The sequence below is a fragment of the Novosphingobium sp. GV079 genome (genome assembly GCF_003058045.1).
GTDB lineage: Bacteria > Pseudomonadota > Alphaproteobacteria > Sphingomonadales > Sphingomonadaceae > Novosphingobium > Novosphingobium capsulatum.
This window is the reverse complement of the sequence record NZ_QBUE01000002.1, coordinates 203,086-226,153: the sequence shown is the minus strand read 5'-3', so window position 1 is coordinate 226,153 and position 23,068 is coordinate 203,086. Positions and strand designations below refer to the sequence as shown.

At 64.8% G+C, this 23,068-nt stretch carries 14 protein-coding genes; 8 read left to right on the top strand and 6 right to left on the bottom strand.

The genetic code is table 11. The features are described 5' to 3' along the window. Positions 1 to 16 precede the first annotated feature (16 nt). Together C8K14_RS02915 and C8K14_RS22975 are read left to right on the top strand one after the other, a co-directional pair. A complete protein-coding gene (locus C8K14_RS02915; protein ID WP_107715635.1) occupies positions 17 to 1,921 on the top strand; it encodes an XrtA/PEP-CTERM system amidotransferase in 1,905 nt (634 codons plus the stop codon). Between the two features lie 178 nt (positions 1,922 to 2,099). Next, complete coding sequence (locus C8K14_RS22975) at positions 2,100 to 4,289, top strand: EAL domain-containing protein (protein WP_233250870.1); 2,190 nt, start codon at positions 2,100 to 2,102, stop codon at positions 4,287 to 4,289. Positions 4,290 to 4,793: 504 nt separating this feature from the next. Here C8K14_RS22975 and zapE read toward each other — a convergent pair. Next, positions 4,794 to 5,912, bottom strand: coding sequence for a cell division protein ZapE (zapE, locus tag C8K14_RS02905; protein WP_107715634.1), 1,119 nt, complete (start codon positions 5,910 to 5,912; stop codon positions 4,794 to 4,796). A 96-nt stretch (positions 5,913 to 6,008) separates the two neighbouring features. Next, positions 6,009 to 6,791 carry a succinate dehydrogenase iron-sulfur subunit gene (locus tag C8K14_RS02900; protein ID WP_022675959.1) on the bottom strand — a complete coding sequence of 261 codons (783 nt, stop codon included), beginning with the start codon at positions 6,789 to 6,791 and terminating at the stop codon, positions 6,009 to 6,011. A 290-nt stretch (positions 6,792 to 7,081) separates the two neighbouring features. On the opposite strand from C8K14_RS02900, the gene C8K14_RS02895 reads away from it, so the two are divergent. Beyond that, the gene (locus C8K14_RS02895; protein ID WP_133726749.1) at positions 7,082 to 9,130 is read left to right on the top strand and encodes a S9 family peptidase; all 2,049 of its coding nucleotides are present in this window, start codon (positions 7,082 to 7,084) and stop codon (positions 9,128 to 9,130) included. 6 nt (positions 9,131 to 9,136) lie between these two features. Here the strand turns inward: C8K14_RS02895 and C8K14_RS02890 are convergent, their stop codons facing one another. From C8K14_RS02890 to C8K14_RS02880, 3 genes are all read right to left on the bottom strand, one after another. Beyond that, complete coding sequence (locus tag C8K14_RS02890; RefSeq protein ID WP_107715632.1) at positions 9,137 to 10,138, bottom strand: SRPBCC family protein; 1,002 nt, start codon at positions 10,136 to 10,138, stop codon at positions 9,137 to 9,139. Positions 10,139 to 10,247: 109 nt separating this feature from the next. Then, positions 10,248 to 10,829, bottom strand: a complete 582-nt coding sequence (locus C8K14_RS02885; protein ID WP_107715631.1) for a GbsR/MarR family transcriptional regulator — start codon at positions 10,827 to 10,829, stop codon at positions 10,248 to 10,250. A gap of 127 nt (positions 10,830 to 10,956) precedes the next feature. Continuing rightward, on the bottom strand, positions 10,957 to 13,797 hold the full coding sequence (locus C8K14_RS02880; protein ID WP_107715630.1) for a ribonuclease E/G: 2,841 nt from the start codon (positions 13,795 to 13,797) through the stop codon (positions 10,957 to 10,959). A 739-nt stretch (positions 13,798 to 14,536) separates the two neighbouring features. On the opposite strand from C8K14_RS02880, the gene C8K14_RS02875 reads away from it, so the two are divergent. The 5 genes from C8K14_RS02875 to C8K14_RS02855 all read left to right on the top strand — a co-directional run bounded on the left by C8K14_RS02875 (position 14,537) and on the right by C8K14_RS02855 (position 21,603). Further along, on the top strand, positions 14,537 to 15,448 hold the full coding sequence (locus C8K14_RS02875; protein ID WP_107715629.1) for an N-acetylmuramoyl-L-alanine amidase: 912 nt from the start codon (positions 14,537 to 14,539) through the stop codon (positions 15,446 to 15,448). Positions 15,449 to 15,523: 75 nt separating this feature from the next. Continuing rightward, positions 15,524 to 18,103 (top strand): penicillin-binding protein 1A, encoded by a 2,580-nt coding sequence (locus C8K14_RS02870; protein ID WP_107715628.1) that lies wholly within the window; start codon positions 15,524 to 15,526, stop codon positions 18,101 to 18,103. Between the two features lie 88 nt (positions 18,104 to 18,191). After that, positions 18,192 to 18,692: a peroxiredoxin gene (locus tag C8K14_RS02865; protein ID WP_370445450.1), complete on the top strand. Its 501-nt coding sequence runs from the start codon at positions 18,192 to 18,194 to the stop codon at positions 18,690 to 18,692. A 136-nt stretch (positions 18,693 to 18,828) separates the two neighbouring features. Further along, positions 18,829 to 19,956, top strand: a complete 1,128-nt coding sequence (prfB, locus tag C8K14_RS02860) for a peptide chain release factor 2 (protein ID WP_107715626.1) — start codon at positions 18,829 to 18,831, stop codon at positions 19,954 to 19,956. 237 nt (positions 19,957 to 20,193) lie between these two features. Beyond that, positions 20,194 to 21,603: a nitronate monooxygenase family protein gene (locus tag C8K14_RS02855; protein WP_062782101.1), complete on the top strand. Its 1,410-nt coding sequence runs from the start codon at positions 20,194 to 20,196 to the stop codon at positions 21,601 to 21,603. Between the two features lie 85 nt (positions 21,604 to 21,688). Here C8K14_RS02855 and C8K14_RS02850 read toward each other — a convergent pair whose 3' ends face one another. Next, a complete protein-coding gene (locus tag C8K14_RS02850) occupies positions 21,689 to 23,011 on the bottom strand; it encodes an ammonium transporter (protein ID WP_107715625.1) in 1,323 nt (440 codons plus the stop codon). Positions 23,012 to 23,068: the final 57 nt, after the last annotated feature.

The window sequence follows — 23,068 nt, the reverse complement described above, 5'->3', positions numbered from 1 at the left end:
GGCTGGTTTTCAAGGCATGTGCGGCATTGCGGGGATCTTTCACACCCAGGGGATGAAGCCGGTCGATCCGGAACGGCTGCGCGCCATGGGCGATGTCATCGCGCACCGCGGCCCCGATGGCCATGGCGTGTGGACTGCGCCTGGCGTGGGGCTGGGCCACCGCCGCCTGTCGATCATCGACTTGGCCGGATCGCCCCAGCCCATGGCCAGCGCCGATGGCGCCGCCGTGCTGGTGTTCAATGGCGAAATCTACAACTACCAGGAACTGCGCCGCGAACTGGCGGCCCTGGGCGCGCGGTTCCGCACCGACGGCGATAGCGAGGTGATCCTCGCCGCTTGGCAGCAGTGGGGCGTCGATTGCCTGGCGCGGTTCAACGGCATGTTTGCCTTTGCCCTTTATGACCAACGCGCCCGCACGCTGTTCCTGGCGCGGGACCGGCTGGGGGTAAAGCCGCTGCACATGGCCACGCTGGCCGATGGCAGCGTGATCTTCGGATCGGAACTCAAGCAGTTGCTGGCCCATCCGATGTTGCGGCGGACGGTCGACCCACTGGCGGTGGAGGATTACCTCGCCTGGGGCTTTGTGCCCGATGGCCGCGCGATCCTGGCCGGGGTGGAAAAGCTGCCGGCCGGGCATTACCGCCTGCTGCGCCACGATGCACCGCCGCCGCCCAGCGTACGCTGGTGGGATGTCTCGTTTGCCGAGCGGGACAAGGCCAGCCAAAAAGACCTCGAAGCGCATCTGCTGCACCGGCTGCGCAAGGCGGTCACCTCGCGCATGGCGGCCGATGTGCCGCTGGGCGCATTTCTTTCGGGCGGGGTGGACAGTTCCACCGTGGTGGCGCTGATGGCCGAGGCCAGCCGCGATCCGGTCAAGACCTGCGCGATCGGTTTTGACGTTGCCGCGCTTGACGAAACCAGCTGGGCCGGCGCGGTGGCGCAGCGCTTTGCCACGCAGCACCATGCGCGCACCGTATCGTCCGATGATTTCGAACTGGTCGACCGGCTGGTGGCGATGTTCGACGAACCCTTTGCCGATGCTTCGGCGCTGCCCACGTTCCGCGTGTGCGAGTTGGCGCGGCAGCATGTTACGGTGGCGCTGTCGGGCGATGGCGCGGACGAGGCCTTTGCCGGCTATCGCCGTCAGGTGTTTCACCACCGCGAAGAACAGGCGCGCGCCCTGGTTCCCGCCGGGCTGCGCCGCCCGCTGTTCGGTGCGCTGGGCCGGCTCTATCCCAAGGCAGACTGGGCGCCGCGCCCGCTGCGCGCCAAGGCCACGTTCCAGAGCTTGGCCGAAGATGGCGAGACCGGCTATGCCCGCGCCGTGGCGGTGACCGCGCCAGAGGCGCGTGCCGCGCTGTTCAGCCCTGAGTTCCTGCGGCTGCGTGGCGATTACCGGGCTGAGACGCCGCTGATCGACCTGATGCGCCAGGCGCCGGCGCGCAGCGGGCTCGACCGCGCGCAATATGCCGATCTCAAGTTCATGTTGCCCGGCGATATCCTGACTAAGGTTGATCGCACCAGCATGGCTGTGAGCCTTGAGGCGCGCGAGCCGCTGCTCGACCACCGCCTGATCGAATTTGCCGCCGGCCTGCCCGAGGCGATGCGCGTGCATGGCGCCACCGGCAAATGGCTGATGAAGCAGACGATGCGCCGCTATCTGCCCGATGATGTGCTGTTCCGGCCCAAGATGGGCTTCGTTACGCCGATCGCCGCTTGGCTGCGTGGCCCGCTGGCTGGCGCAGCGCGCGCGATCGCCACGGGTGGCGCACTCACCCGCACCGGCTGGTTCGATGCCACCCGCATCGCCACGCTGGCCGAATCGCATATCGCCGGAAGGGCCGATAACAGCCGCGTCCTGTGGCAATTGCTGATGCTCGACCGCAGTTTGGCTCGGCTGGATACGGCTTTGTCGTCATAGCCTTGGCGGGCACATGGTGCCTCGCCTGTTACCATCGGTGGTAAACGGTAAGGTGATCTAAACCATTTCGGACTAGCCCCGTAGGGTAATCCAACTGCGCCGATGGTCCATGCGAAAGTTTCTACGATCACCGATCGGAATATCGCTGCTGCTGAGCCTGGCGCTTTGGCAGCCGCTTTTGAGCATCACGGACATTCCGCGCCACGTCTATTGGAATACGGCTTTTCACTTTGTGACGCGCCCGGCGCCCTCGTCGGTGGTGGTGGTGTCGGTCGATGGCATGCCGGAACTGGATACGGCGACCGAAGCGCGCGTGTTGGAGGGAGTGCGGCGGCAGATGCCGCGGCAGGTATTCGTGGATTTGCGCATTCCCTACGGGCTTGATGCCAGCGGGGACAAGCAACTCAAGGCCATCATCGACAGCTACGGCACCGACGTCGCGTTCGTCGCGCGCGCGAGCGAAGCCAATCGCAAGGACAAGAGCGCCTTTACCTTTCCGGCCCGGGAGATTGCCGGCAAGCATCCCATCTATGTTTCCTCTTGGAACGACAACTTCATCCACGCTGCCGTCTCCGCACCCTATTCGGTGACGATCGGAGAGCGGACATATCCCGCGTTCGCAGTCGCGCTTGCGGGTTTGAAGGCGGTTCCGCCCGGCACTTTCTATCCTGATTTCACGGTCGATCCCGCCACGATCCCCCAGGTTAGCGCGCGCACGCTTCTCCAGAATGGCTATTCTCCCGGTTTGCTGACGGGGCGGACCGTGGTTATCACGGCGTCCAATGGCATCGCACCGATGCGGTACCTCGGGCACGGCATCAAGCCGCCGGTCTCGCTCGACATCGCGGGCGCGGAAGGGCTGAAGCGCCCACTCAACGCTGATCTGTCGTTCCTGCCGCTGCTGTTGCTGGCGGTGGGCACGGTGCTGCTGACCAACCGCATGCAACGCCGCGCAGCCAAGAACATGGCCTATGTCGCGCTGACGATGATCCTGGTGTTCCTGCCGATCTCGGTTCGCTTCCTCGGCTTGGTAGTCCATCCAGATGTCGCCATGACGTTCATGTCGATCTACGGGGCGATCCGGCTGTGGCAGCGGCGCACCCGACGCATTCAACAGACTAGCACGTCAGGATTGCCGAACTTTCTTGCCCTGTCGTCCCACCCGATCGAGGTGGGACGTGATGTGATCGTGGCAGTGGTTGGGCGATACGAAGAGATTCTCGCGACTTTGCCCCGCGATCTGCATGGGGAATGTGCCAATCAAATCGCCCGACGACTGTCGGTGGGATCTGGCGCAGGCCAGATTTTCCACGGGGATGGCGGGCATTTTGCCTGGGCTGAAGAGGCACGCCCGCTCGATGTCCAATTGAGCCACCTGGAAGGGCTGCGTGCCCTTTTTTCCGCGCCTTTGCAGATTGGCACACATACCTTCGACACCAATATCCACTTCGGTCTCGATCGTAACGAGGGGCTCGACGCGCTGACCCGCGTCAATTCGGCGCTGGCCAGTGCCAACGAAGCGCTGAGCAATGGCCGCCCGGTGGAAGTGTTCGAGGCGCACCGGTTGGCCGAGGCGCCTTGGGAACTGTCGTTGCACGCGCGCATCGACGAGGGGCTGCGCAACGGCGACATCTGGTTGGCGTTCCAGCCACAGTGGGATTATCGCACCGGGCGCATTTCCGGCGCCGAGGCGCTGATCCGCTGGAACCACCCGACGCGCGGCTACATCGCGCCCGATGCGTTCATCCTTCAGGCTGAGCGGGCAGGGCGCATCGATGCGCTGACCTATTGGGTGCTGGAAGAGGCCATCACTGCCGCGCAAGCCGTCAATGCCCTGGGCTCACGCTTTCAGATGAGCATCAACCTGTCCGGGCAGATGGTGGACAAGCCTGATCTGGTCGAGAATTTCCGTGAGATCGTCACGCGCCGTGGCATCGACCCTGGCTTGCTGACGATCGAGATCACCGAGACATCAGGCATGAACAATCGGGGCGATGCCGTGCGCAACATGTCGCGCTTGCGTGATCTGGGTTTTCGCCTGTCGATCGACGATTTCGGTACGGGTGAAGCCAGCCTAGCCTATCTGGCCGATCTGCCCAGCGACGAACTCAAGATCGACCGGCGCTTTGTCTCGCGCCTGCTCAGCAGCGACCGTGACCGTGCGATCATCACCAGCACGATCGGCTTGGCCCATGCGCTGGGCCAAGCGGTGGTGGCCGAGGGCATTGAGGACGAGGCGACCTTCCACCTACTGGCGGCGCTCGGCTGCGATCATGCCCAAGGCTATTACCTCAGCAAGCCGCAACCTTTTGACGTGATGTTCCGCGATTACCAAGCGCGCCTGATGCGGCACAGCAGGGCTGTCTGACCCTTCCAACCACCTAAGGCAGCGTTTCCGTCTCCCTTGCCTGGGCGCACGAGGTGTCCTCGTTCTACGCCCGACTCGAGCGGCCTTCTTCGCGCGATCCGCGCTTATCCCATTGGTTAATCTTGTCTCGCTGCGCTTAAGGGCAAGCCCTAGCTGGCTCATCGGTGCGCGGGCGCCTCCGGTAGCACAATTCCCTGCAAATCTATGGGCTTGGCTGTTCCGAAACGGGACGGCTGCAACGGTTTGCGCCGAATTTGCAATTGTTTACTTCTTGTTAACCAAGGAACTTAGTGATATTCAAAGGCCTCTAACCGTGGATGGAGGTTTTCATGCTGCTTCGCCTGCTGTTCGGCTAATGCCGAAATAGGAATACGCTGGGTATCCGGAGAAATCTTAAGTGATGACCGGCCTGGCCTGTTAATTCCTACCAAAAAGCAAAAGCCCGCGATGAATAATCGCGGGCTTTCGTATTTTCGGAATAAATAAATTTGTCTTCGGTCAGGCTCACTCGTTGCCGTGGCCAAGGGCCAGATAGTCCTGGCTTTGCATTTCCATTAGTCGACTGATGGTCCGATCGAATTCGAACCGGCCATCGCCCGATTCGTAAAGGTTAACGGGCTCGGCATCGGCCGTCGCGATCAGCTTGACCTTGTGTTCGTACAGTGCGTCGATCAGCGTCACGAAACGCGCCGCCTCGTTGCGTTGTTCCGGCCCCAGGCGGGGGATGCCGACGATGATCACCGTGTGATAGGCATGGGCGATCGCCAGGTAATCCGACGCGCCGCGCGGCTGCGCGCACAGCCGCTTGAAGCTGAACACGCCGACGCCCTTGAGGCTCTTGGGAACATGCAGCGTGCGTCCGCCGCCCAGATCGAGATCGGCGCTGGGCACGTTGGCGCTGTCTTCCGGGGCAAAGTCGGTCATGCGGAAGAACGCCTCGCGCACTGCTTCGGTGGCCGCCGGGCCATTGGGCACGTGCCAGGTGCCCACGCCCTGCAGGCGCTGCAAGCGGTAGTCGACCGGACCATTGAGCGCGAGCACGTCGAGCCGTTCTTCCACCAGCGCGATAAACGGCAGGAAATGCTCGCGGTTGAGCCCGTTCTTGTACAGCTCTGACGGAGCGCGGTTGCTGGTGGTGACGATCACCACGCCATGTTCCACGATCAGCGCGGTGAACAGCCGGCTCATGATCATGGCGTCGGCGCTGTTGTTGACCACCATTTCGTCAAAGCACAGCACGCGGCACTCGGCCGCGATGCTGGCCGCCACCGGCACGATCGGATCGCCGCTCTCGCTCTTGCGCGCCTCGCGCAGGCGCGCGTGTACGTCGAGCATGAAGGCGTGGAAATGCGCGCGGCGCTTGGCCGTGATGGCGAGATTGTCGTGGAACAGGTCCATCAACATCGATTTGCCGCGCCCGACGCCACCCCACATGTAAAGCCCGCGCGGCACAGGTGCCTGCTTGCCACGCAGCAGGCGGCCGAACAGGCCGGGGGCTGGCGGCGGGCTTTCCAATTCCTGCTGCAGCTGGTCCAGACGGTTGGCAGCGGCGGCCTGCTCTGGATCGGGGCGCAATTCGCCCGAGGCGACGAGTTGGGCATAGCGCTGGGAAATGCGGGTCATGATAAAGAGACGGGCCTTGGGAAAAGCGAAACGCCGGCCGGGTGAACCGGCCGGCGTTCGGGAATGACGCGAAGGGAAAAGGCCAAGCCTGGCGCGTCAGATCGCGCGCTCGGCCTGCATCTTCTTGATTTCAGCGATGGCGCGTGCGGGCGAAAGGCCCTTGGGGCACACGTTGGCGCAGTTCATGATCGTGTGGCAGCGATAGAGGCGGAAGGGATCTTCCAGCTCGTCGAGGCGCTCGCCGGTCATTTCGTCGCGGCTGTCGGCCAGCCAGCGATAGGCCTGGAGCAGGATTGCCGGGCCGAGGAACTTGTCGGAGTTCCACCAATAGCTGGGGCACGACGTGGAGCAGCACGCGCACAGGATGCATTCGTACAGGCCATCGAGCTTTTCGCGCTGTTCCGGGCTCTGCAGGCGCTCCTTGCCCGAGGGCGTGGGCGACACGGTCTGCAGCCAGGGACGGATCGAGGCATATTGCGCGTAGAAGTGCGTGAAATCGGGGACGAGGTCCTTGATCACCTGCATGTGGGGCAGGGGGGTGATGCGGATTTCACCCTTGAGGTCTTCGATCGCGGTGGTGCAGGCCAGGCCGTTGCGGCCATTCATGTTCATCGCGCACGATCCGCAGATCCCTTCGCGGCACGAGCGGCGGAAGGTCAGCGTCGGGTCCTGCTCGCCCTTCATCTTGATCAGCGCGTCGAGCACCATCGGGCCGCACTGTTCGAGATCGATCTCGAACGTGTCGTAGCGCGGGTTCTCGCCGCTGTCGGGGTCATAGCGATAGACCTTGAACTTCTTGATCTTGCCGTTGGTGGCGGCCGCGTGGTGGCGCGCCTTGCCGGTGATCGTGGAGTTCTTGGGGAGCGTGAAAGTCGCCATAAAACCGGGTCCTGCTGCACTGGGCCGCTGGCCGGCAAGGCCAAGTCGGCTTCAACGAGTCGTCCTTAGCGCAAACGCAGCATGGGGCAAGGGGAGAAAGCCGGTCTTGCCCCATGGTATGCTTAGCCCGGAAACGCAGGGGTGTAGGCGCTGGTGCGCACCGGGCACGGCGGCAAGTAGCAATCTCATCCGTGTTGGCATTATTTGCCGGGCCGCAGGATGGACTATCGCATGCAATCCGCATAACTCTGAAAACATTCGGATTAGGGGGCAAGATGCGGAACGGGGGAATGGTGGCGACGCAACGGCTGGGGGCAGGCGTTGCGCGGTCGGGATCGGTGCTGGCACTGGCGCTGGCGACAAGCATGATGGCTGCTGCCCCGGCTGCGGCGCAGACTGCGGCAACACCCGCATCGACGCCGGCACCGGCTCAAGCCTCTGCTGCTCCTGCACAGAAGGCAGCGCCTGCCCCTGTGCTCGATGCAGACGCGTTTGCCCAGATTCCGTTCTTTGCCGATGGGGCGCTATCGCCTGATGGGCGGCGCATTGCCGGGAAGTTCGGCATGGGCGGTACCCAGGTGATCGGCATTCGCAACTTGTTCGATCCCCAGGAAAAGCCGATGAACCTGGCTGTGCCCGACCAGACCGAGGCCGATTGGGTGCAGTGGGTTGGCGATGACTATCTCCTGGTGAAGCTGCGCGCGCTGTTGCCGATGCCGGACTCGGCCGACCGCACCTATGTCAGCCGGCTGATCTCCATCGAACGCAAGACCGGCAAGGTCACGCGGCTGTTGTGGACGCTCGCCGGCCAGAATGTCGCCGACGTGATCTGGGTTGCCCATGACGGCACCCCTGAAATCCTGCTGTCCGCGCAGCATTCGATGTACCTGGACGAAGGGTTCTTCCCGTCCGTGCACCGCGTCAATCTGGCCACCGGGCGTGAGCATGTGGTGCAAAGCTCGCGCGACGGCGTGCTGAGCTGGCAGGCCGACGGCAACGGCGTGGTGCGCAGCGGGGTTTCGGTGACCAAGTCGGGCCGGATGTCGCAGTTGTACTATCGCGGTGCCGACCCAAGCCAGCAGTTGCGCACGATCGACCGCGCCAGCAGCAAGGCCCACGAATCCCTGCTCGATCCGATCCTGTTCGTGCCCGGAACCGACAATGCGATTGCCGTGCTGACGGGTGATGATGGCCGCGACCGGCTCTACGAAATCAACATGCTGACCCAGCAGACCGGGCGCATGCTGTTCGAGGCACCGGCCGGAACCGAAATCGCGCATACGTACCTGTCGGAAGACCGTTCTGCCGTGCTGGGCGTGACGACCTCGGACATGCCCGATCGCGTGCACTGGCTGGACAAGGACATGGCTGAACTCCAGGCCGCGTTCGACAAGTCGGTCGAACCGCAAAAGGTCAGCGTCGAGATTTCCAGCCTGAGCGCGGATCGCCGCGCCATGCTGTTGACTCTGGCCCGGCCTGACAGCCCCGGCGCGCTCTATTACTTCAGCCTCGATGGCGGGATGATGCAACGCGTTGCCGTGTTCAACGACAAGCTCAAGCAGGTGCCGGTTTCGCCGGTCAAGACCGTGCATTACAAGGCCCGCGATGGTTTGAGCATCGAGGCAGTGGTGACCACGCCCAAGGGGCGCGAGGCACACAATTTGCCGGTGGTGATGCTGCCCCATGGCGGCCCCTGGGCGCAGGATGTCGCCATTTGGGACTATCTGGCGCAGTATATCGCCAGCCGGGGTTATCTGGTGATCCAGCCCAACTTCCGTGGCTCCACCGGCTATGGCGCCGATTTCCAGCACAAGGGCGAGGGGCAGATGGGCCTGGCGATGCAGGATGACATCACCGATGGTCTGGCCTGGGCCGTGAGTGAAGGCTTGGCCGATCCCAAGCGGGCGTGCATCGTCGGCGCATCCTATGGCGGCTATGCCACGATGTGGGGCCTGGCCAAGGACCCGGATCTCTATCGCTGCGGCGTTTCGATCTCGGGCGTGGCCAGCCTGCGCCGCGAGGTGAACGACTTCGGCAACTATTACATGGAAGGCAAGTATTCCGACGACTGGAAAGCGATGACGCCCGATTTCGCCGCGGTTTCCCCGCTCAACGCGGTGGATCGGATCAAGGCGCCCTTGCTGCTTATCCATGGGCGCAAGGACGTGACCGTGGCGGTGAGCCATTCCGATGCCATGGCCAGCCGGATGCGCGCAGCGGGCAAGACGGTGGATTACGTCAGCCTGCCCAAGGCCGATCACTATTTCACCCGGCTTGATGATCGCAAGGCGATGCTTGACGCGATCGGGGCATGGCTGGCCAAGTATAACCCGTCGTAATGCCGATCATCCAGCCTTGTGGCGGGCTTCGGCCCGCTGCTTGACCACGGCCAGAACGTTGTCCTGGATATCGCCGAGCAGCAGCTCGCCCCACCAGCGCGCGTAGAGATTGACGTGGGTCATCGCCACGTAGTTGGTCGTTAGTGTCAGCCGTGTCGTGTCATTGGGCAGGGGCGTCAGGCGATAATCGCCAGTGTCGATCTTGAGGAACGGGCCGTCGGGCGCGATGTGCTCGTCGGTGTGGTGCTGGAGCGAGCTGTTGGTGAAGGCAAAGCGCCAGGCCAGCCGCCGGCCGGGTTGCCACGCGGTCACCCGTTCCTGGAAATCGATGCCTTCGCTCCAATAGGCCGTGCGCACGCCACCCACGCCGGGGCGATCGAGCACCGTGGCTCGGGGTCGGGGCAGGCCGAGCACGCTTTGCGAGAAGGTCCAGCGGCCTTCATCGTTGCCGATATGGGCATTGCTGACGGCATAGGGCCAGATTTCGGCGGGGCGGGCGTTAACGATGACCGAGCGGGTCAGCGTTACCGTGTCATGCGGGACGGGGATCTGGCTTTCGATGGTGCCAGCCAGCAGCGGCAGGAACAACAGCGACGCGTGAAAGCTGGCGGCATCGTCACGCCGGCGACGCGTCTTGCGCACCATGAATGCGCCGATCAGCCCGAAGATCAGCCAGATCGGCGAGAGCATCACCAGGCAGATCACGCCTTCGCCCAGGAAGGCAGCCGAGCCAAAGATTACCAAGCCCACCAGGATCGGTGGCACCGATACATAGAAATTCCTCGAGCGGGTGCCGGCCGGATCGCCGACATAGCAGATCAGCGCACAAAGATAGGCCGGAAATGCGGCGAGAAACCACAGGCTGGCAAAGGCTTGATTGCCGGCCCGGCTCGCGCTCATCAGCAGGTAGGCGCTTAGCGCGATGACCAGCGCCAGGGAAAAGCCAGCGATGATCCGGCCCTTGAGCAAGGAGACGGGGGCGCGATCGTCTTGAGGTTCGGCGGGCATGGCTGGGACCTTTTCTGTTTTCAGGCAATTCTGAAACAAGAGAAATTGGTGCATGCGTAACATGGTAGCCACGGCCCCGTCGCCGTGACCGTTGCGCGCGGTGACGGGGTCAGGTCTGGTCGGTTTTGCTGACGCCACGCCCGCTGACAAAGCGCAGCAGGCCGACGACCTTGGCGCCCATGCGGATCAGGGTCATGATCTGGGCCGGTGGGACGTTGAGCATCTGCTGGTACCAGCCATCCACCGTGCCGACGAACTCGTGCATCGCCACCAGCCGCTGGCGCACCTTGGCGCTGATGCGCGGGTCATCGATATCCTGCATCGCCGCGCCGATTGCCGCGACCATCGGATCAATCTCGCGCGCCTTGCGACCCTGCGCCACTTTGGTGGCCATCTGCCAGAGATCGGCCTCGGCTTCGTAATGATCGCGGCGATCGCCCAGTACCGGCACGCGGTGGATCAGTTTCCACGCGAGCAGTTCCTTGAGGCTGTTTGACACGTTGGAGCGCGCCATGTTGAGCTTTGCCGCGATATCTTCGGCCGTCAGCGGGCGTTCCGACAGGAATAGCAGCGCCTGGATCTGTGCCACGGAGCGGTTGACGCCCCATTGCGTGCCCATGTCGCCCCAGCGCAGCACGAACTGCTCCACCGAGGGGGGCAGGCGATCCGAGTCGTTTGATATTTCTGTCATGACAGAAATATCTGTCAGATATGCCTCTTGGTCAAGGCACTTGGTGATCTTTGTCGTAGGCCACGAAAAAGCCCGCCCCGGCACTGCCGAGGCGGGCTTTTTTCAGAGCCGCAAGGGCCTCTGGCGATCAGGCGCCGAAGGTGCGCTGCCACCAGCCACGGCGCGGCGAAGCGCCGTCTTCGCCATCGGCTGCGGGCTGTTCGCCGGTATCGCTTTCGCCAGCCGCGTCAGCATCTGCCGGCGCAGCCGCAGCGGGTGCCACTTCGGGGGCAGCGTCCACGCTTGCTTCCGCGGGTGCTTCAGCAACCTTCTTCTTGCGCACGCGCTTGGGCTTGGCAGGCGCTTCGGTAGCCGGAGCCTCGGCAGCAGGCGCTTGCGCGGCGGCGGCCGGTTCGGCGGCCGCTTCGGCGACCTTCTTCTTGCGCACGCGCTTGGGCTTGGCAGGCGCTTCGGCAGCCGGAACCTCTGCAGCAGGGGCTTCGACGGCAGGTGCCGGCTCGGCGGCGGCTTCGGCAGGAGCCTCTACCACCTTCTTCTTGCGGACGCGCTTGGGCTTGGCCGGAGCTTCCTCGGCGGGCGCTTCGACGTCTGCTGCCACGGCCGGTTCAGCGGCAGCGGCTGCTGCAACCGGGGCCGGTTCGGCAGCGGGGGCTTCAGCGATCACCGGCTCGGCGTCGGCGGTCTCACCGTCTTCGCCCTGGGCCTCGGCAGCGTCATCGCGCTGGCCACCGCGACGGCGGCGGCTGCGGCGGCGGCGCTTGCGCGGGCCACGGTCATCGTCGGCTTCGGCCTGACCTTCGGGAGCGCCGTCCTCGTCGCCAGCATCAGATGCGGCTTCCACCACATCGTCGGCCGCGTCTTCAGCATCGCTGCCTTCGGCTTCGTCGGTGTCATGCTCGTCACCGGCTTCACCCGAGGTTTCGTCACGGCGATCGCGGTTGCGGCCACGACGGCGCTTGCGGCGCTTGCGACGGCCATTGCTGTCGGCTTCGCCCCGGCCTTCGCCACGGCCTTCGCCACGGCTTTCCTCGCGCTCGCTGCGTTCCTCGACGACGTCTTCCTCGTCCTCGTAGGTGTCCTCGATCACGTCGTCTTCTTCAGGTTCGACGATGGGTTCGAAGCGCGGCACGAATTCAGGCTTGGGCCCGCGCGAGGCAACGCGCATCTTGGCGCCTTCGTTCTCGCCCTCGGGGATCACTTCCACGGCCACGCCATAGCGCATTTCGATCTCGGCAAGATCGGTGCGCTTGGTGTTGAGCACGTAGATCGCCGCTTCCTGGCTGGCGTAGAGCGTGATGATGCTGCCCTTGCCCTTGGCGGCTTCATCCTCGATCATGCGCAGCGCCGAAAGGCCGGCAGACGAGGCGGTGCGCACCAGGCCCGAACCATCGCAGTGCGGGCAGGCGCGGGTGGTGGCTTCGAGCACGCCGGTGCGCAGGCGCTGGCGGCTCATTTCCATCAGGCCGAAGCCGGAAATGCGGCCAACCTGGATGCGCGCGCGGTCGTCCTTGAGGGCGTCCTTCATCGCCTTCTCGACCTTGCGGACGTTCGATCCGTATTCCATGTCGATGAAGTCGATGACGACCAGGCCGGCCATGTCGCGCAGGCGCAACTGGCGGGCGATTTCGCGCGCGGCTTCCAGGTTGGTGGCAACGGCGGTCTGCTCGATGCCGTGTTCCTTGGTGGAGCGGCCCGAGTTGATGTCGATCGAGACGAGCGCCTCGGTCGGGTTGATCACCAGGTAGCCACCCGAACGCAGCTGAACCACGGGATCATACATCGCCGAAAGCTGGTCTTCGGCGCCATAGCGCTGGAACAGCGGCACCGGATCGGCATACTGGCGCACCCGCTTGGCGTGGCTGGGCATCAGCAGCTTCATGAAGTCCTTGGCGGCGCGGTAGCCCGCTTCGCCCTCGACGACCACTTCCTCGATATCGCGGTTGTAGATGTCGCGGATGGCGCGCTTGATCAGGTCGCTGTCGGAATGGATCAGCGCCGGGGCCGAAGAGTGCATCGTGCGCTCGCGAATCTCGTCCCACAGGCGGGCGAGATAGTCGAAATCGCGCTTGATCTCGGGCTTGGTGCGCTGCAGGCCGGCGGTACGGACGATGCAGCTCATCGAGCGGGGCAGTTCCATTTCGGCGATGATCTGCTTCAGGCGCTTGCGGTCAGAGGCCGAGCTGATCTTGCGGCTGATGCCGCCACCGTGGCTGGAATTGGGCATGAGCACGCAATAGCGGCCCGCCAGGCTGAGGTAGGTGGTGAGCGCCGCACCCTTGTTGCCGCGTTCTTCCTTGACGACCTGGACCAGCAGCACCTGGCGGCGCTGGATCACGTCCTGGATCTTGTAGCGGCGGCGCAGCGCCATGCGCTTGGCGCGCAGTTCTTCGGCTTCCTTGCTCTGGCCACGGCCCTGGCGGCGCGGACGGCGCTGGCGGCGGCCATTGTCGCTGTGCGATTCTTCGCCATCGGCGGCGTCTTCGGCTTCATGGTCAAAGCCGTTTTCGACCACGCCACCTTCGATCGTGGCGACTTGGTCCTTTTCCGAGGTATCGACCTCGGTCACGCCCTGGCCGTCTTCGAAGTTGCCGTCGTCGTAGCCGCCTTCGTAGTCGGCGCCGCCTTCATAATCCTCGTCGTCGCCATCTTCGGCAGCGCGCAGGGCGGCTTCTTCCTCGGCGTGGGCGGCCTCTTCGGCCAGCAGCGCTTCGCGATCTTCCTTGGGGATCTGGTAGTAATCCGGGTGGATTTCGCTGAACGCCAGGAAGCCGTGGCGGTTGCCGCCAAAGTCGACAAAGGCCGCCTGGAGCGAAGGCTCTACGCGGGTAACCTTGGCGAGGTAGATATTGCCCTTGATCTGCTTGTGATCAGCAGATTCAAAGTCGAATTCTTCAATACGATTGCCCTTGAGCACAGCCACCCGGGTTTCTTCCTGGTGGCGCGCATCGATCAGCATGCGCTGGGTCATTCTGTTGTCTCCAGCCGCGCGGCCGCGGGACATTGCCCGGGAATTTCGTGCGGTTTCTTGTGGTGAGGCAAAGGCCTGGCGTGCGGCCGTGATCCTTTTGATGAAGGAGGCCGGGCCAGTGGCGCTTTGCAAATGCGGGTTTGCCGGATCGGAGCATGGGCAGGCTGCCATGTGGCAAGGCCCTGCGATGCTCGCCGCCCGGCGGCGGTTGGTGTGCGTCTGCGGTGGCGAAGGCGTGCAACGATTGCCCTGCGTGGACGCCCCGGTTTGCAAGAGAGTTTGCAGCAGTGCCGGGGTATTCGTGCGTGCCGGCATCCGTCCAAAGCACAAAGGCCCCGGTGGGGCGCTTTGGCTGGAACGGTACGCGGCTCTTCATCACGGCATCAACCTCAAGCGCGGGCGAGGGTGGCGTATCTGCCTTGTCCCTTCCTGCCCGCCAGGACCAAGCCCGACCGCGTCATCCCCCTGCCATTGGCGCATCGGCCGTGGGCGTTGCTGCCTGGGCGCTCATCAAGGCGCGGCGGCAACGCGGCGAGGGACGCAGCAAGTCAAACTGCTCCGTGTGATGGGTGCTAGCACCCCAATCGCAAAGCGGCAATTAAAACCGTGTCCCGCAACGCTCCGGCATTTCACGGGGGTGGCAAGGGCCTGTCCAAGAGCCCAAGCTTGCGTCGATTGGGAGGCGGCGCGGTTTTGCGCTGGACCACTGCCCCGGCAGCGCGGCATAGGCAGCGCAATCATGGTAAAGCCTTCGCCCGAATTGATACCGCAGCGCCTGGTGATCGCCGCGCTGTTCGTGGTGCCGCTGCTGGTGCTGGCGGTATGGGCGCGGGTCATGCTGGGCATTGGCGCGGGCGGCGCCGGGCACGATCCCGCCTATGTCGTGCACGTGGCGCTGCCCGATGGCACGCGGCCGATCGATCTGCCGCCGGTATTGGGGCCGGCCGATGCCAGCCGCCCGCTGGTCGTGATCGACGCTGGCCATGGCGGCCATGATCCGGGCGCGAGCGGCGAGGGCGCCTTGCGCGAGAAGCAGTTGACCCTGGCCCTGGCGCTGGCGCTGCGTGATGCGCTGCTCGCCCAGGGCCATGTGCGCGTGGCGCTGACGCGCAGCGACGATCGCTTTCTAGCGCTCGAAGAACGCTCGGGCATTGCCCAGCGCCTGCACGCCGACCTGTTCCTGTCGATCCACGCCGATTCCGCGCCGAGTGCCGATGCCGGCGGCGCCACCGTCTATACGCTGTCCGATCGCGGGTCTGACGCGGTGGCCGATGCCCTGGCGCGGCGGGAAAACAGTGCCGACATGGTAAACGGCGTGGCACTGCAGGGGCGTTCCAGCGTGGTCAATTCCATCTTGGTAGACCTGTCGCGGCGCGAGATGCGCACGCGCTCCATCCATCTGGCCGATCTGATCCTGCGTGAAGGGCAGGGGGCGATCCGGTTTCATGTCGACCCCCGGCGCGAGGCGGCGTTCGTGGTGCTCAAGTCGCTCGATCTGCCCTCTGCGCTGATGGAAGCCGGCTATATCAGCAACCACGCCGATGCCGCTGCGATGACCGACAAGGCCTGGCGCGATCGCTTTGCCAAGGCCGTGGCGGGGGCCATCGCGATCTTTCTGGCGGAACAGGAAAGTCGGCCACTGGGGGCTTGATGCGGGCACGCCAGGGCGCATTTGCGCGATAGGCACTGGTGCGCCGTCAAAGCCCCGTGCTAGAGCGCGGCCAAGATGGCCGACGACCTGCCCCCGATCATTGCGCGCGGCGATGCGCCCGAACCTGACCGTGAACCCGAGGGGGAGCCTGATGGCCGCCGCTTCCGCATTCGGCGGGGCGGAAGCTTGGCCAGCCGCATCAAGGGCCTGTGGCAGCGCTCCAAGTGGCTGCGGCGCGCGGGCTGGCTGGTTCTGGTCCTGCTGATCCTGCGCGGTCTGCTGTGGGTGACGGTGGAGCGCACGCTGCCCTCGGCCGACACGCTGCTGACCTATCAGCCGCCCTTGCCGACGATGGTGCGCGGCGCCGATGGGCAGATCGTGTCGAGCTATGCCCGCGAGCGGCGGGTGCAACTGCGCTTCGTCGATTTCCCGCCGCAGCTGATCAACGCGTTCCTGTCGGCCGAAGACAAGTCTTTCTGGAGCCACGGTGGTGTAGACCTGACGGGCTTGGCTGGTGCCGTCGTGGACTACGCTACCAAGCTGGGAACGGGCGCCCGGGCGCGTGGTGGGTCCACCATTACCCAGCAGGTGGCCAAGAACATCCTGATCGGCAACGAATATTCGGTAACGCGCAAGCTCAAGGAAATGCTCCTGGCGCGGCGCATCGAAAGCGTGTTGACCAAGCAGCAGATCCTGGAGCTTTATCTCAACGAAATCCCGCTGGGCCGCCAAAGCTTTGGCGTGCAGGCTGCGGCGCGCGCCTATTTCGACAAGGACGTAGGCGACCTGCAACTGCACGAAGCCGCGTTCCTGGCGATTCTGCCCAAGGCACCGGAAACCTACAGCCGCGCCAAATTTGCCGAAAAGGCCATTGCCCGCCGCAATTGGGTGCTGGACCAGATGGAGAAGAACGGCTGGGCCAGCGCCGCCGATGTGGCGCAGGCCAAGGCACAGCCGCTGGGCTTGGTCCCGCGCCGGACCGAAAACTACACCGCTGATGCCGGCTATTTCCTCGAGGAAGTGCGCCGCCAGTTGATCGACCAGTTTGGCGAGCAGGCCAAGGACGGGCCCAACAGCGTCTATGCCGGCGGCCTGTGGGTGCGCACTTCGCTCGACCAGCAGTTGCAGACCGCCGCGCAGGATTCGCTCCGCGCCGGGTTGCTGCGCTATTCCGCCGGGCGGGCATGGCATGGGCCGATCGCGCATATCGACATGGACGACAGCGACTCAGGGAGCTGGCAGACGCAGCTGATCAACAGCAACCTGTCGATCCGCTATCTCGATTGGCGCGTCGCGGTGCTGATCTCGCGGCGCGGATCGAGCGGGCAGGTCGGCTTTGCCGATGGGCAGACCGGCACGCTCTATGGCGTGCCCGATGCCATGAAGGCGGGTGACGTGATCACCGTGGCCCCGGCCGGCAACGGCACCTGGGGCCTGCGCCTGGTGCCCGAGGTTTCGGGCGGCATGGTGGTGGAAGACCCGCAGAGCAGCCGCATCCTGGCCATGCAGGGCGGGTTCGACGCGCGCCTCGGTTCGTTCAACCGCGCCACCCAGGCGCAGCGCCAGCCTGGCTCGACGATCAAGCCGTTCGTCTATGCCACGGCGCTCGACAACGGCATGACGCCGGCCTCGATGGTCGTCGATGGCACGTTCTGCGTCTATCAGGGCGCGGCGCTGGGCCAGAAGTGCTTCCGCAACTTTGGCAACGAAGGCGGATCGGGCAGCCACACCATGCGCTGGGGCCTGGAGCAGTCGCGCAACCTGATGACCGTGCGGGTGGCCAACGACATCGGCATGGACAAGGTGGTGCGCACGATCAAGAACGTGGGCATCGGCGATTACCAGCCCTACCTGTCGATGGCGTTGGGGGCGGGCGACACCACGGTGACACACATGGTCAATGCCTATGCCGCGCTGGCCAACCACGGGCGCCAGCGCGACGCAACGCTGATCGACTATGTCCAGGATCGCAATGGCAAGGTGATCTGGCGCGCCGACAACCGCGCCTGCACCGGCTGCAACATGCCGCGCTGGGATGGCACGGCGATGCCGCGCCTGCGCCCGGCGGGCAAGCAGGTGCTCGATCCGCGCACCGCCTATCAGGTGGTGCACATGCTGGAAGGCGTGGTGGTGCGCGGCACGGCCGAAACGCTGCACGATCTGGGCCTGCCGCTGTTCGGCAAGACCGGCACGACGAGCGGCCCCACCAACGTGTGGTTCGTGGGCGGATCGCCCGACATCATCGCCGGCGTCTACATGGGCTATGACCAGCCGCGCAGCCTGGGCGGCTATGCCCAGGGCGGGCGAATCGCCGCGCCGATCTTCAAGCAGTTCGTGCTGGCCACGCGGCCGCGCTGGGCCGACATTCCGTTTACCGCGCCGGCCGGCGTTTCCATGGTCAAGATCGATCGCGTTTCGGGCAAGCGCGTGTTCGGCGGCACGCCGCAGGACAATGACCGCAAGGCCTCGATTATCTGGGAAGCATTCAAGCCCGATACCGAGCCACGGCGCACGGTCCAACCCTCGGAAATCACCGCCAAGGAAGCCGTGCTCGATGCCCTGCGCAAGGCGCGTTCGGCACGCGGCGCCAAGGCCGCGCCGGCTGCCCGGCCGGCGGGCAGCAACTTTGTGGAGGACCAAGGGGGCATCTATTGAGGGGCGCGGCGCTGTGCTAAGCCTTCTAGCCATGAACACGCGCTCCCCCCTTGCCGCGTTGGCGGCCTTCGCTCTTTCCCTCACTCCCATGGCCGCCGCGCACGCTGCGCTGCCGCAGGGCGCCCGCGCGCCCGATTTCTCGGCACAGGGTGCGCTGGGCGGCAAGCCGTTCAGCTTCAACCTGAAGAAGGCGCTCAAGCGCGGGCCGGTGGTGCTCTATTTCTATCCCAAGGCCTTTACCCAGGGCTGCACGATGGAAGCCCACGCCTTTGCCGATGCCACGGCCGATTTCGCTCGCGCCGGTGCCACCGTGATCGGCATGTCGAACGATGACATCGCCACGCTGACCCGCTTTTCGACCGAGGAATGCCGCGACAAGTTTGCCGTTGCCGTCGCCAGCCCGGCCGTGGTCAGGGCCTATGACGTCGATTTGCAGCAGGGTGGCAAGTCCACCGGGCTGACCACGCGCACCAGCTATGTCATTGCGCCCGATGGCCGGATCACGCTGGTTCATTCCGACATGGACTATCGCGACCATGTCAGGCTGACGCTGGCCGCCGTGCAGGCGATGCACCGCCGCCACGGCTGATCGCATTTGCGCGTGGGCCCCGTCGGCAAAACACCCGAAGCAATCGGGCGTTTCCCGGCGGGGCCCCAAGCGCACACCTTTACAAACGAGCCGGCTTCGCTAAGCGGCCAGTTCGTTTGTATGGAGTAAGACCGTCATGCGTGCCGAAGGGCAGGCTCATATCGACCGCATCGAGGCCGCACTCGCATTGGTGCGCAAGTTCCTCGACTGGGACCGCGCGGTGCGCCGGCTCGACGAACTCAACGCCCGTGTCGAGGATCCCAAGCTGTGGGATGATCCGAAGAAGGCCGAAGCCGTGATGCGCGAGCGTCGCCGGCTCGATGCCTCGATCGGCACCGTCAACCAGATCGGCCAGGAAATGGCCGATGCCATCGAGTTCGTCGAACTTGGTGAAGTGGAAGGCGATGACGAGACGATCGCCGAAGGCCTCGCCACATTGGCCGCGCTGGCCAACCGCGCCGATGCCGACAAGGTCCAGGCGCTGCTGGCTGGGGAAGCCGATGCCAACAACGCCTATCTTGAAGTGCACGCCGGTGCCGGCGGCACGGAAAGCCAGGATTGGGCGGAAATGCTCCAGCGCATGTACACGCGCTGGGCCGAACGCCACGGCTATAAGGTGGACCTGGTGGATTACCACGCTGGGGAAGCGGCCGGGATCAAGAGCGCCACGCTGCTGATCAAGGGCGAGAACGCCTATGGCTATGCCAAGACTGAAAGCGGCGTGCATCGTCTGGTGCGCATCAGCCCCTATGACAGCTCGGCACGGCGCCACACCTCGTTCAGCTCGGTCTGGGTCTATCCCGAGATCGACGACAACATCGAGGTGGAAATCAACCCGACTGACCTCAAGATCGACACCTACCGCGCCTCGGGCGCGGGCGGGCAGCACGTCAACACGACGGACTCGGCGGTGCGTATCACCCACGTACCCACCGGGATCATCGTGGCCAGCCAGAACGATCGCAGCCAGCACAAGAACCGCGCCACCGCGATGAACATGCTGAAGGCCCGCATCTACGAGGCCGAACTGGCCAAGCGCGAAGCGGCAGCCTCGGGCGAGTATGCCGCCAAGACCGAGATCGGTTGGGGTCACCAGATCCGCTCTTACGTGTTGCAGCCCTATCAGCAGGTCAAGGATCTGCGCACCGGCGTGGTCAGCACGAATCCCACCGACGTGCTCGATGGTGCGCTCGATCCGTTCATGGCTGCGGCGCTGTCGCAGCGCGTGACTGGTGAAAAGGTTGCGGTGGACGACGACGATTGATCGTTTCTGCCGGTTTGGAGAGGATTTTTGCCCTTTTGACGCGGCATTTCGCCGCGTCAAAAGGGCAAAAGCACGAGACCGGACTTTCGCTGGACGGCGTTTCGCCGTAAAACAGCCTATTCGGGTTTTTCATGTCCGGTCAGGCGCGCCGCGCACGGACGATCGCAAGGGATCGATCGGCCGTGCTGCGCTACAAGCCGGAAAACGCCACGCGCACGGGCGCGTCGAAGGAATGATATGTCTGCGTTCAAGGGGTTGAAGCCTATCCTCTATGGCGGCCGCGAAGTTTGGCCACTGGTGGAAGGCGGCAAGGGGGTTGCTGCCACCAATCACATGAGTTCCGGCGCCTGGGCCGCGGCGGGGGGAATCGGCACGGTCAGCGCGGTCAATGCCGACAGCTATGATGCCGAAGGCAAGATCATTCCGCAGGTCTACAACGCCCTCACGCGCAAGGAACGGCACGAAGAACTGATCCGCTATGCCATTGATGGCGCGGTGGAGCAGGTGCGCCGCGCCTATGACATCGCCAGCGGCAAGGGCGCGATCAACATCAACGTGCTGTGGGAAATGGGCGGCGCGCAGCAGGTGCTCGAAGGCGTGCTGGAGCGCACCCGCGGCCTGGTTTCCGGCGTGACCTGCGGGGCGGGCATGCCCTACAAGCTGTCGGAAATCGCCGCGCGCTTCAACGTCAGCTATCTGCCGATCGTGTCTTCGGGCCGCGCGTTCCGCGCCCTGTGGAAGCGCGCCTATCACAAGGTGGCGCACCTGATGGCGGCGGTGGTCTATGAAGACCCGTGGCTGGCCGGTGGGCACAACGGCCTGTCGAACGCGGAAAACCCGCGCCAGCCCGAAGATCCCTATCCCCGCGTCAAGGCGCTGCGTGACACCATGCGCGCCGAGGGCGTGAGCGATGACGTGCCGATCGTTATGGCCGGCGGCGTGTGGTTCCTGCGCGAATGGAACAACTGGATCGACAACCCGGAACTGGGTGCGATCGCTTTCCAGTTCGGTACGCGGCCGCTGCTGACCGAAGAAAGCCCGATCCCGCAGGCGTGGAAGGACCATCTGCGCACGCTGGAGCCGGGCGACGTGCTGCTGCACAAGTTTTCGCCCACCGGTTTCTATTCCTCGGCCGTGCGCAATCCGTTCCTGCGTTCGCTGGAAGCGCGTTCCGAACGCCAGGTTCCCTATTCCAAGGTGGCTGCGGGCGAGCACACGGTGCAGCTGGACGTGGGCGTCAAGGGCAAGAACTTCTGGGTAGCGCCGGCCGATCTGGCCCGTGCCCGCGAATGGTTCGGCGCCGGTTTCACCACCGCGCTGCGCACGCCCGACGACACGGTGATCTTCGTCAACCCCGAGGAACGCGACGAAATCCGCAAGGACCAGGCCGATTGCATGGGCTGCCTCTCGCACTGCGGGTTTTCGTCGTGGAAGGACCACGACGATTACACCACCGGGCGCCTCGCTGATCCGCGCAGCTTCTGCATCCAGAAGACGCTGCAGGACATCGCCCACGGTGGCGATATCGACCAGAACCTGATGTTTGCCGGCCATGCTGCCTATCGCTTCAAGCAGGACCCGTTCTATTCCAACAACTTCACCCCCACGGTGAAGCAGCTGGTGGATCGCATCCTGACCGGGGACTGATCGCCATCAGGCCAAGCCATTACGAAAAAGCCCGGGATCAACCCGGGCTTTTTTGTTTTTAAGGCAATGGCTTGCGCACGGTTGTTCAGTCCTGCTGCAACAAGGCCTCGCCATGGCTGGTCGCGTCCAGGCCGGCCATTTCCTCGTCCCGCGTGACGCGCATGGGCAGGGCCATCGATACCATCAATGCGGCAATCGCGGTGGCGATCGCGCTCCACGCGACCACGGCCACCACGCCGACGGCTTGGCCGACCACCTGGTGTGCCAGGGTCATGCCCGGTCCATAGCCGGTGCCGCCAAGCGCGGGGTGGAGAACCAGCGCGGTGAGCATCGTGCCGGCAATGCCGGTCATGCCCTGGCCGGCAAAGACACTCAGCGAATCGTCGACCTGCAAGCGGACCTGAACCAGGCGGGCAGTGCCTTTGGCGACGAGTGCGGCGACGAGGCCCAGCACCACGGCCATGCCGGGGCTGGTATAGGCAGAAACCGGGGCGATCAGGGCCAAACCGGCCAACGCGCCGCGTGCCAGCCCGGTGGGGCCGGGGCGGGTGCCGCCCAAGCGATCGAGCAGCAGCCATGCCAGCGCCGCCGTGGCGATGGCCACGTGGGTGTTGATCAGCGCCATGGCAGCGTCATCACCAGCGGCCAGAGCGCTGCCACCGGCCAGCGCCAGGCTGCCGGCCCAGACCATCGCGCCGCCAACCAGGGTCAGCAGCGGCAGGCCACCGTTGCGCGCAGCGGCCTGGGCAAAGCGTTCGCGCCGGCCCATCAGCAGCGCCACGATCAGCGCGGAAACCCCCGCGCTGGTGTGGACCACCAACCCGCCGGCATAGTCCACCGTGCCAAGCCGCGTGGCGAGCCAGCCGCCGCCCCAGATCCAGTGCGCGATCGGTGCATAGACCATCAGGCTCCACAGCGCGCAAAAGCCCAGCACCCAGCCAAAGCGGGCGCGATCCACCCATGCGCCGATCATCAGCGCCGGCGCGGCAAGGGCAAAGACCATCTCGAACAGGGCATAGGCGCTTTCGGGCACCAGGGTATCGGTGCGCACGTTACCCAGATCGATCAGCATCCAGGCACTGCCGCTGCCGAGCCAGCCATTGCTGACCGTGCCGAACGCCAGGGTATAACCCACCACGATCCACAACAGGGAAACCAGCGCGGTGACCGCCACGGTCTGCGTCATGACCGAGAGCATACTCTGCGTCCGCACCCGCCCGGAATAGAACAGGCCGATGCCCGGCAGCACCAGCAGCAGCCCGAGCAGCGTGGCGGCGAGAAGCCATGCGGTATCGCCGCTATCGGCGGGGTCGAGCCCGGCGTCTTGGGCATAGGCAAGGGTTGGAACCAGTAGCAGGGCCAGCGCGGCCAGGGCGCGGGCCCCGTGATGTCGCAACGAATCGTTCATGGCGCAGCACCTTAGGCCCAAGTCTTTGACAAATCCGAAATGGTTAGCGGCGCGGTG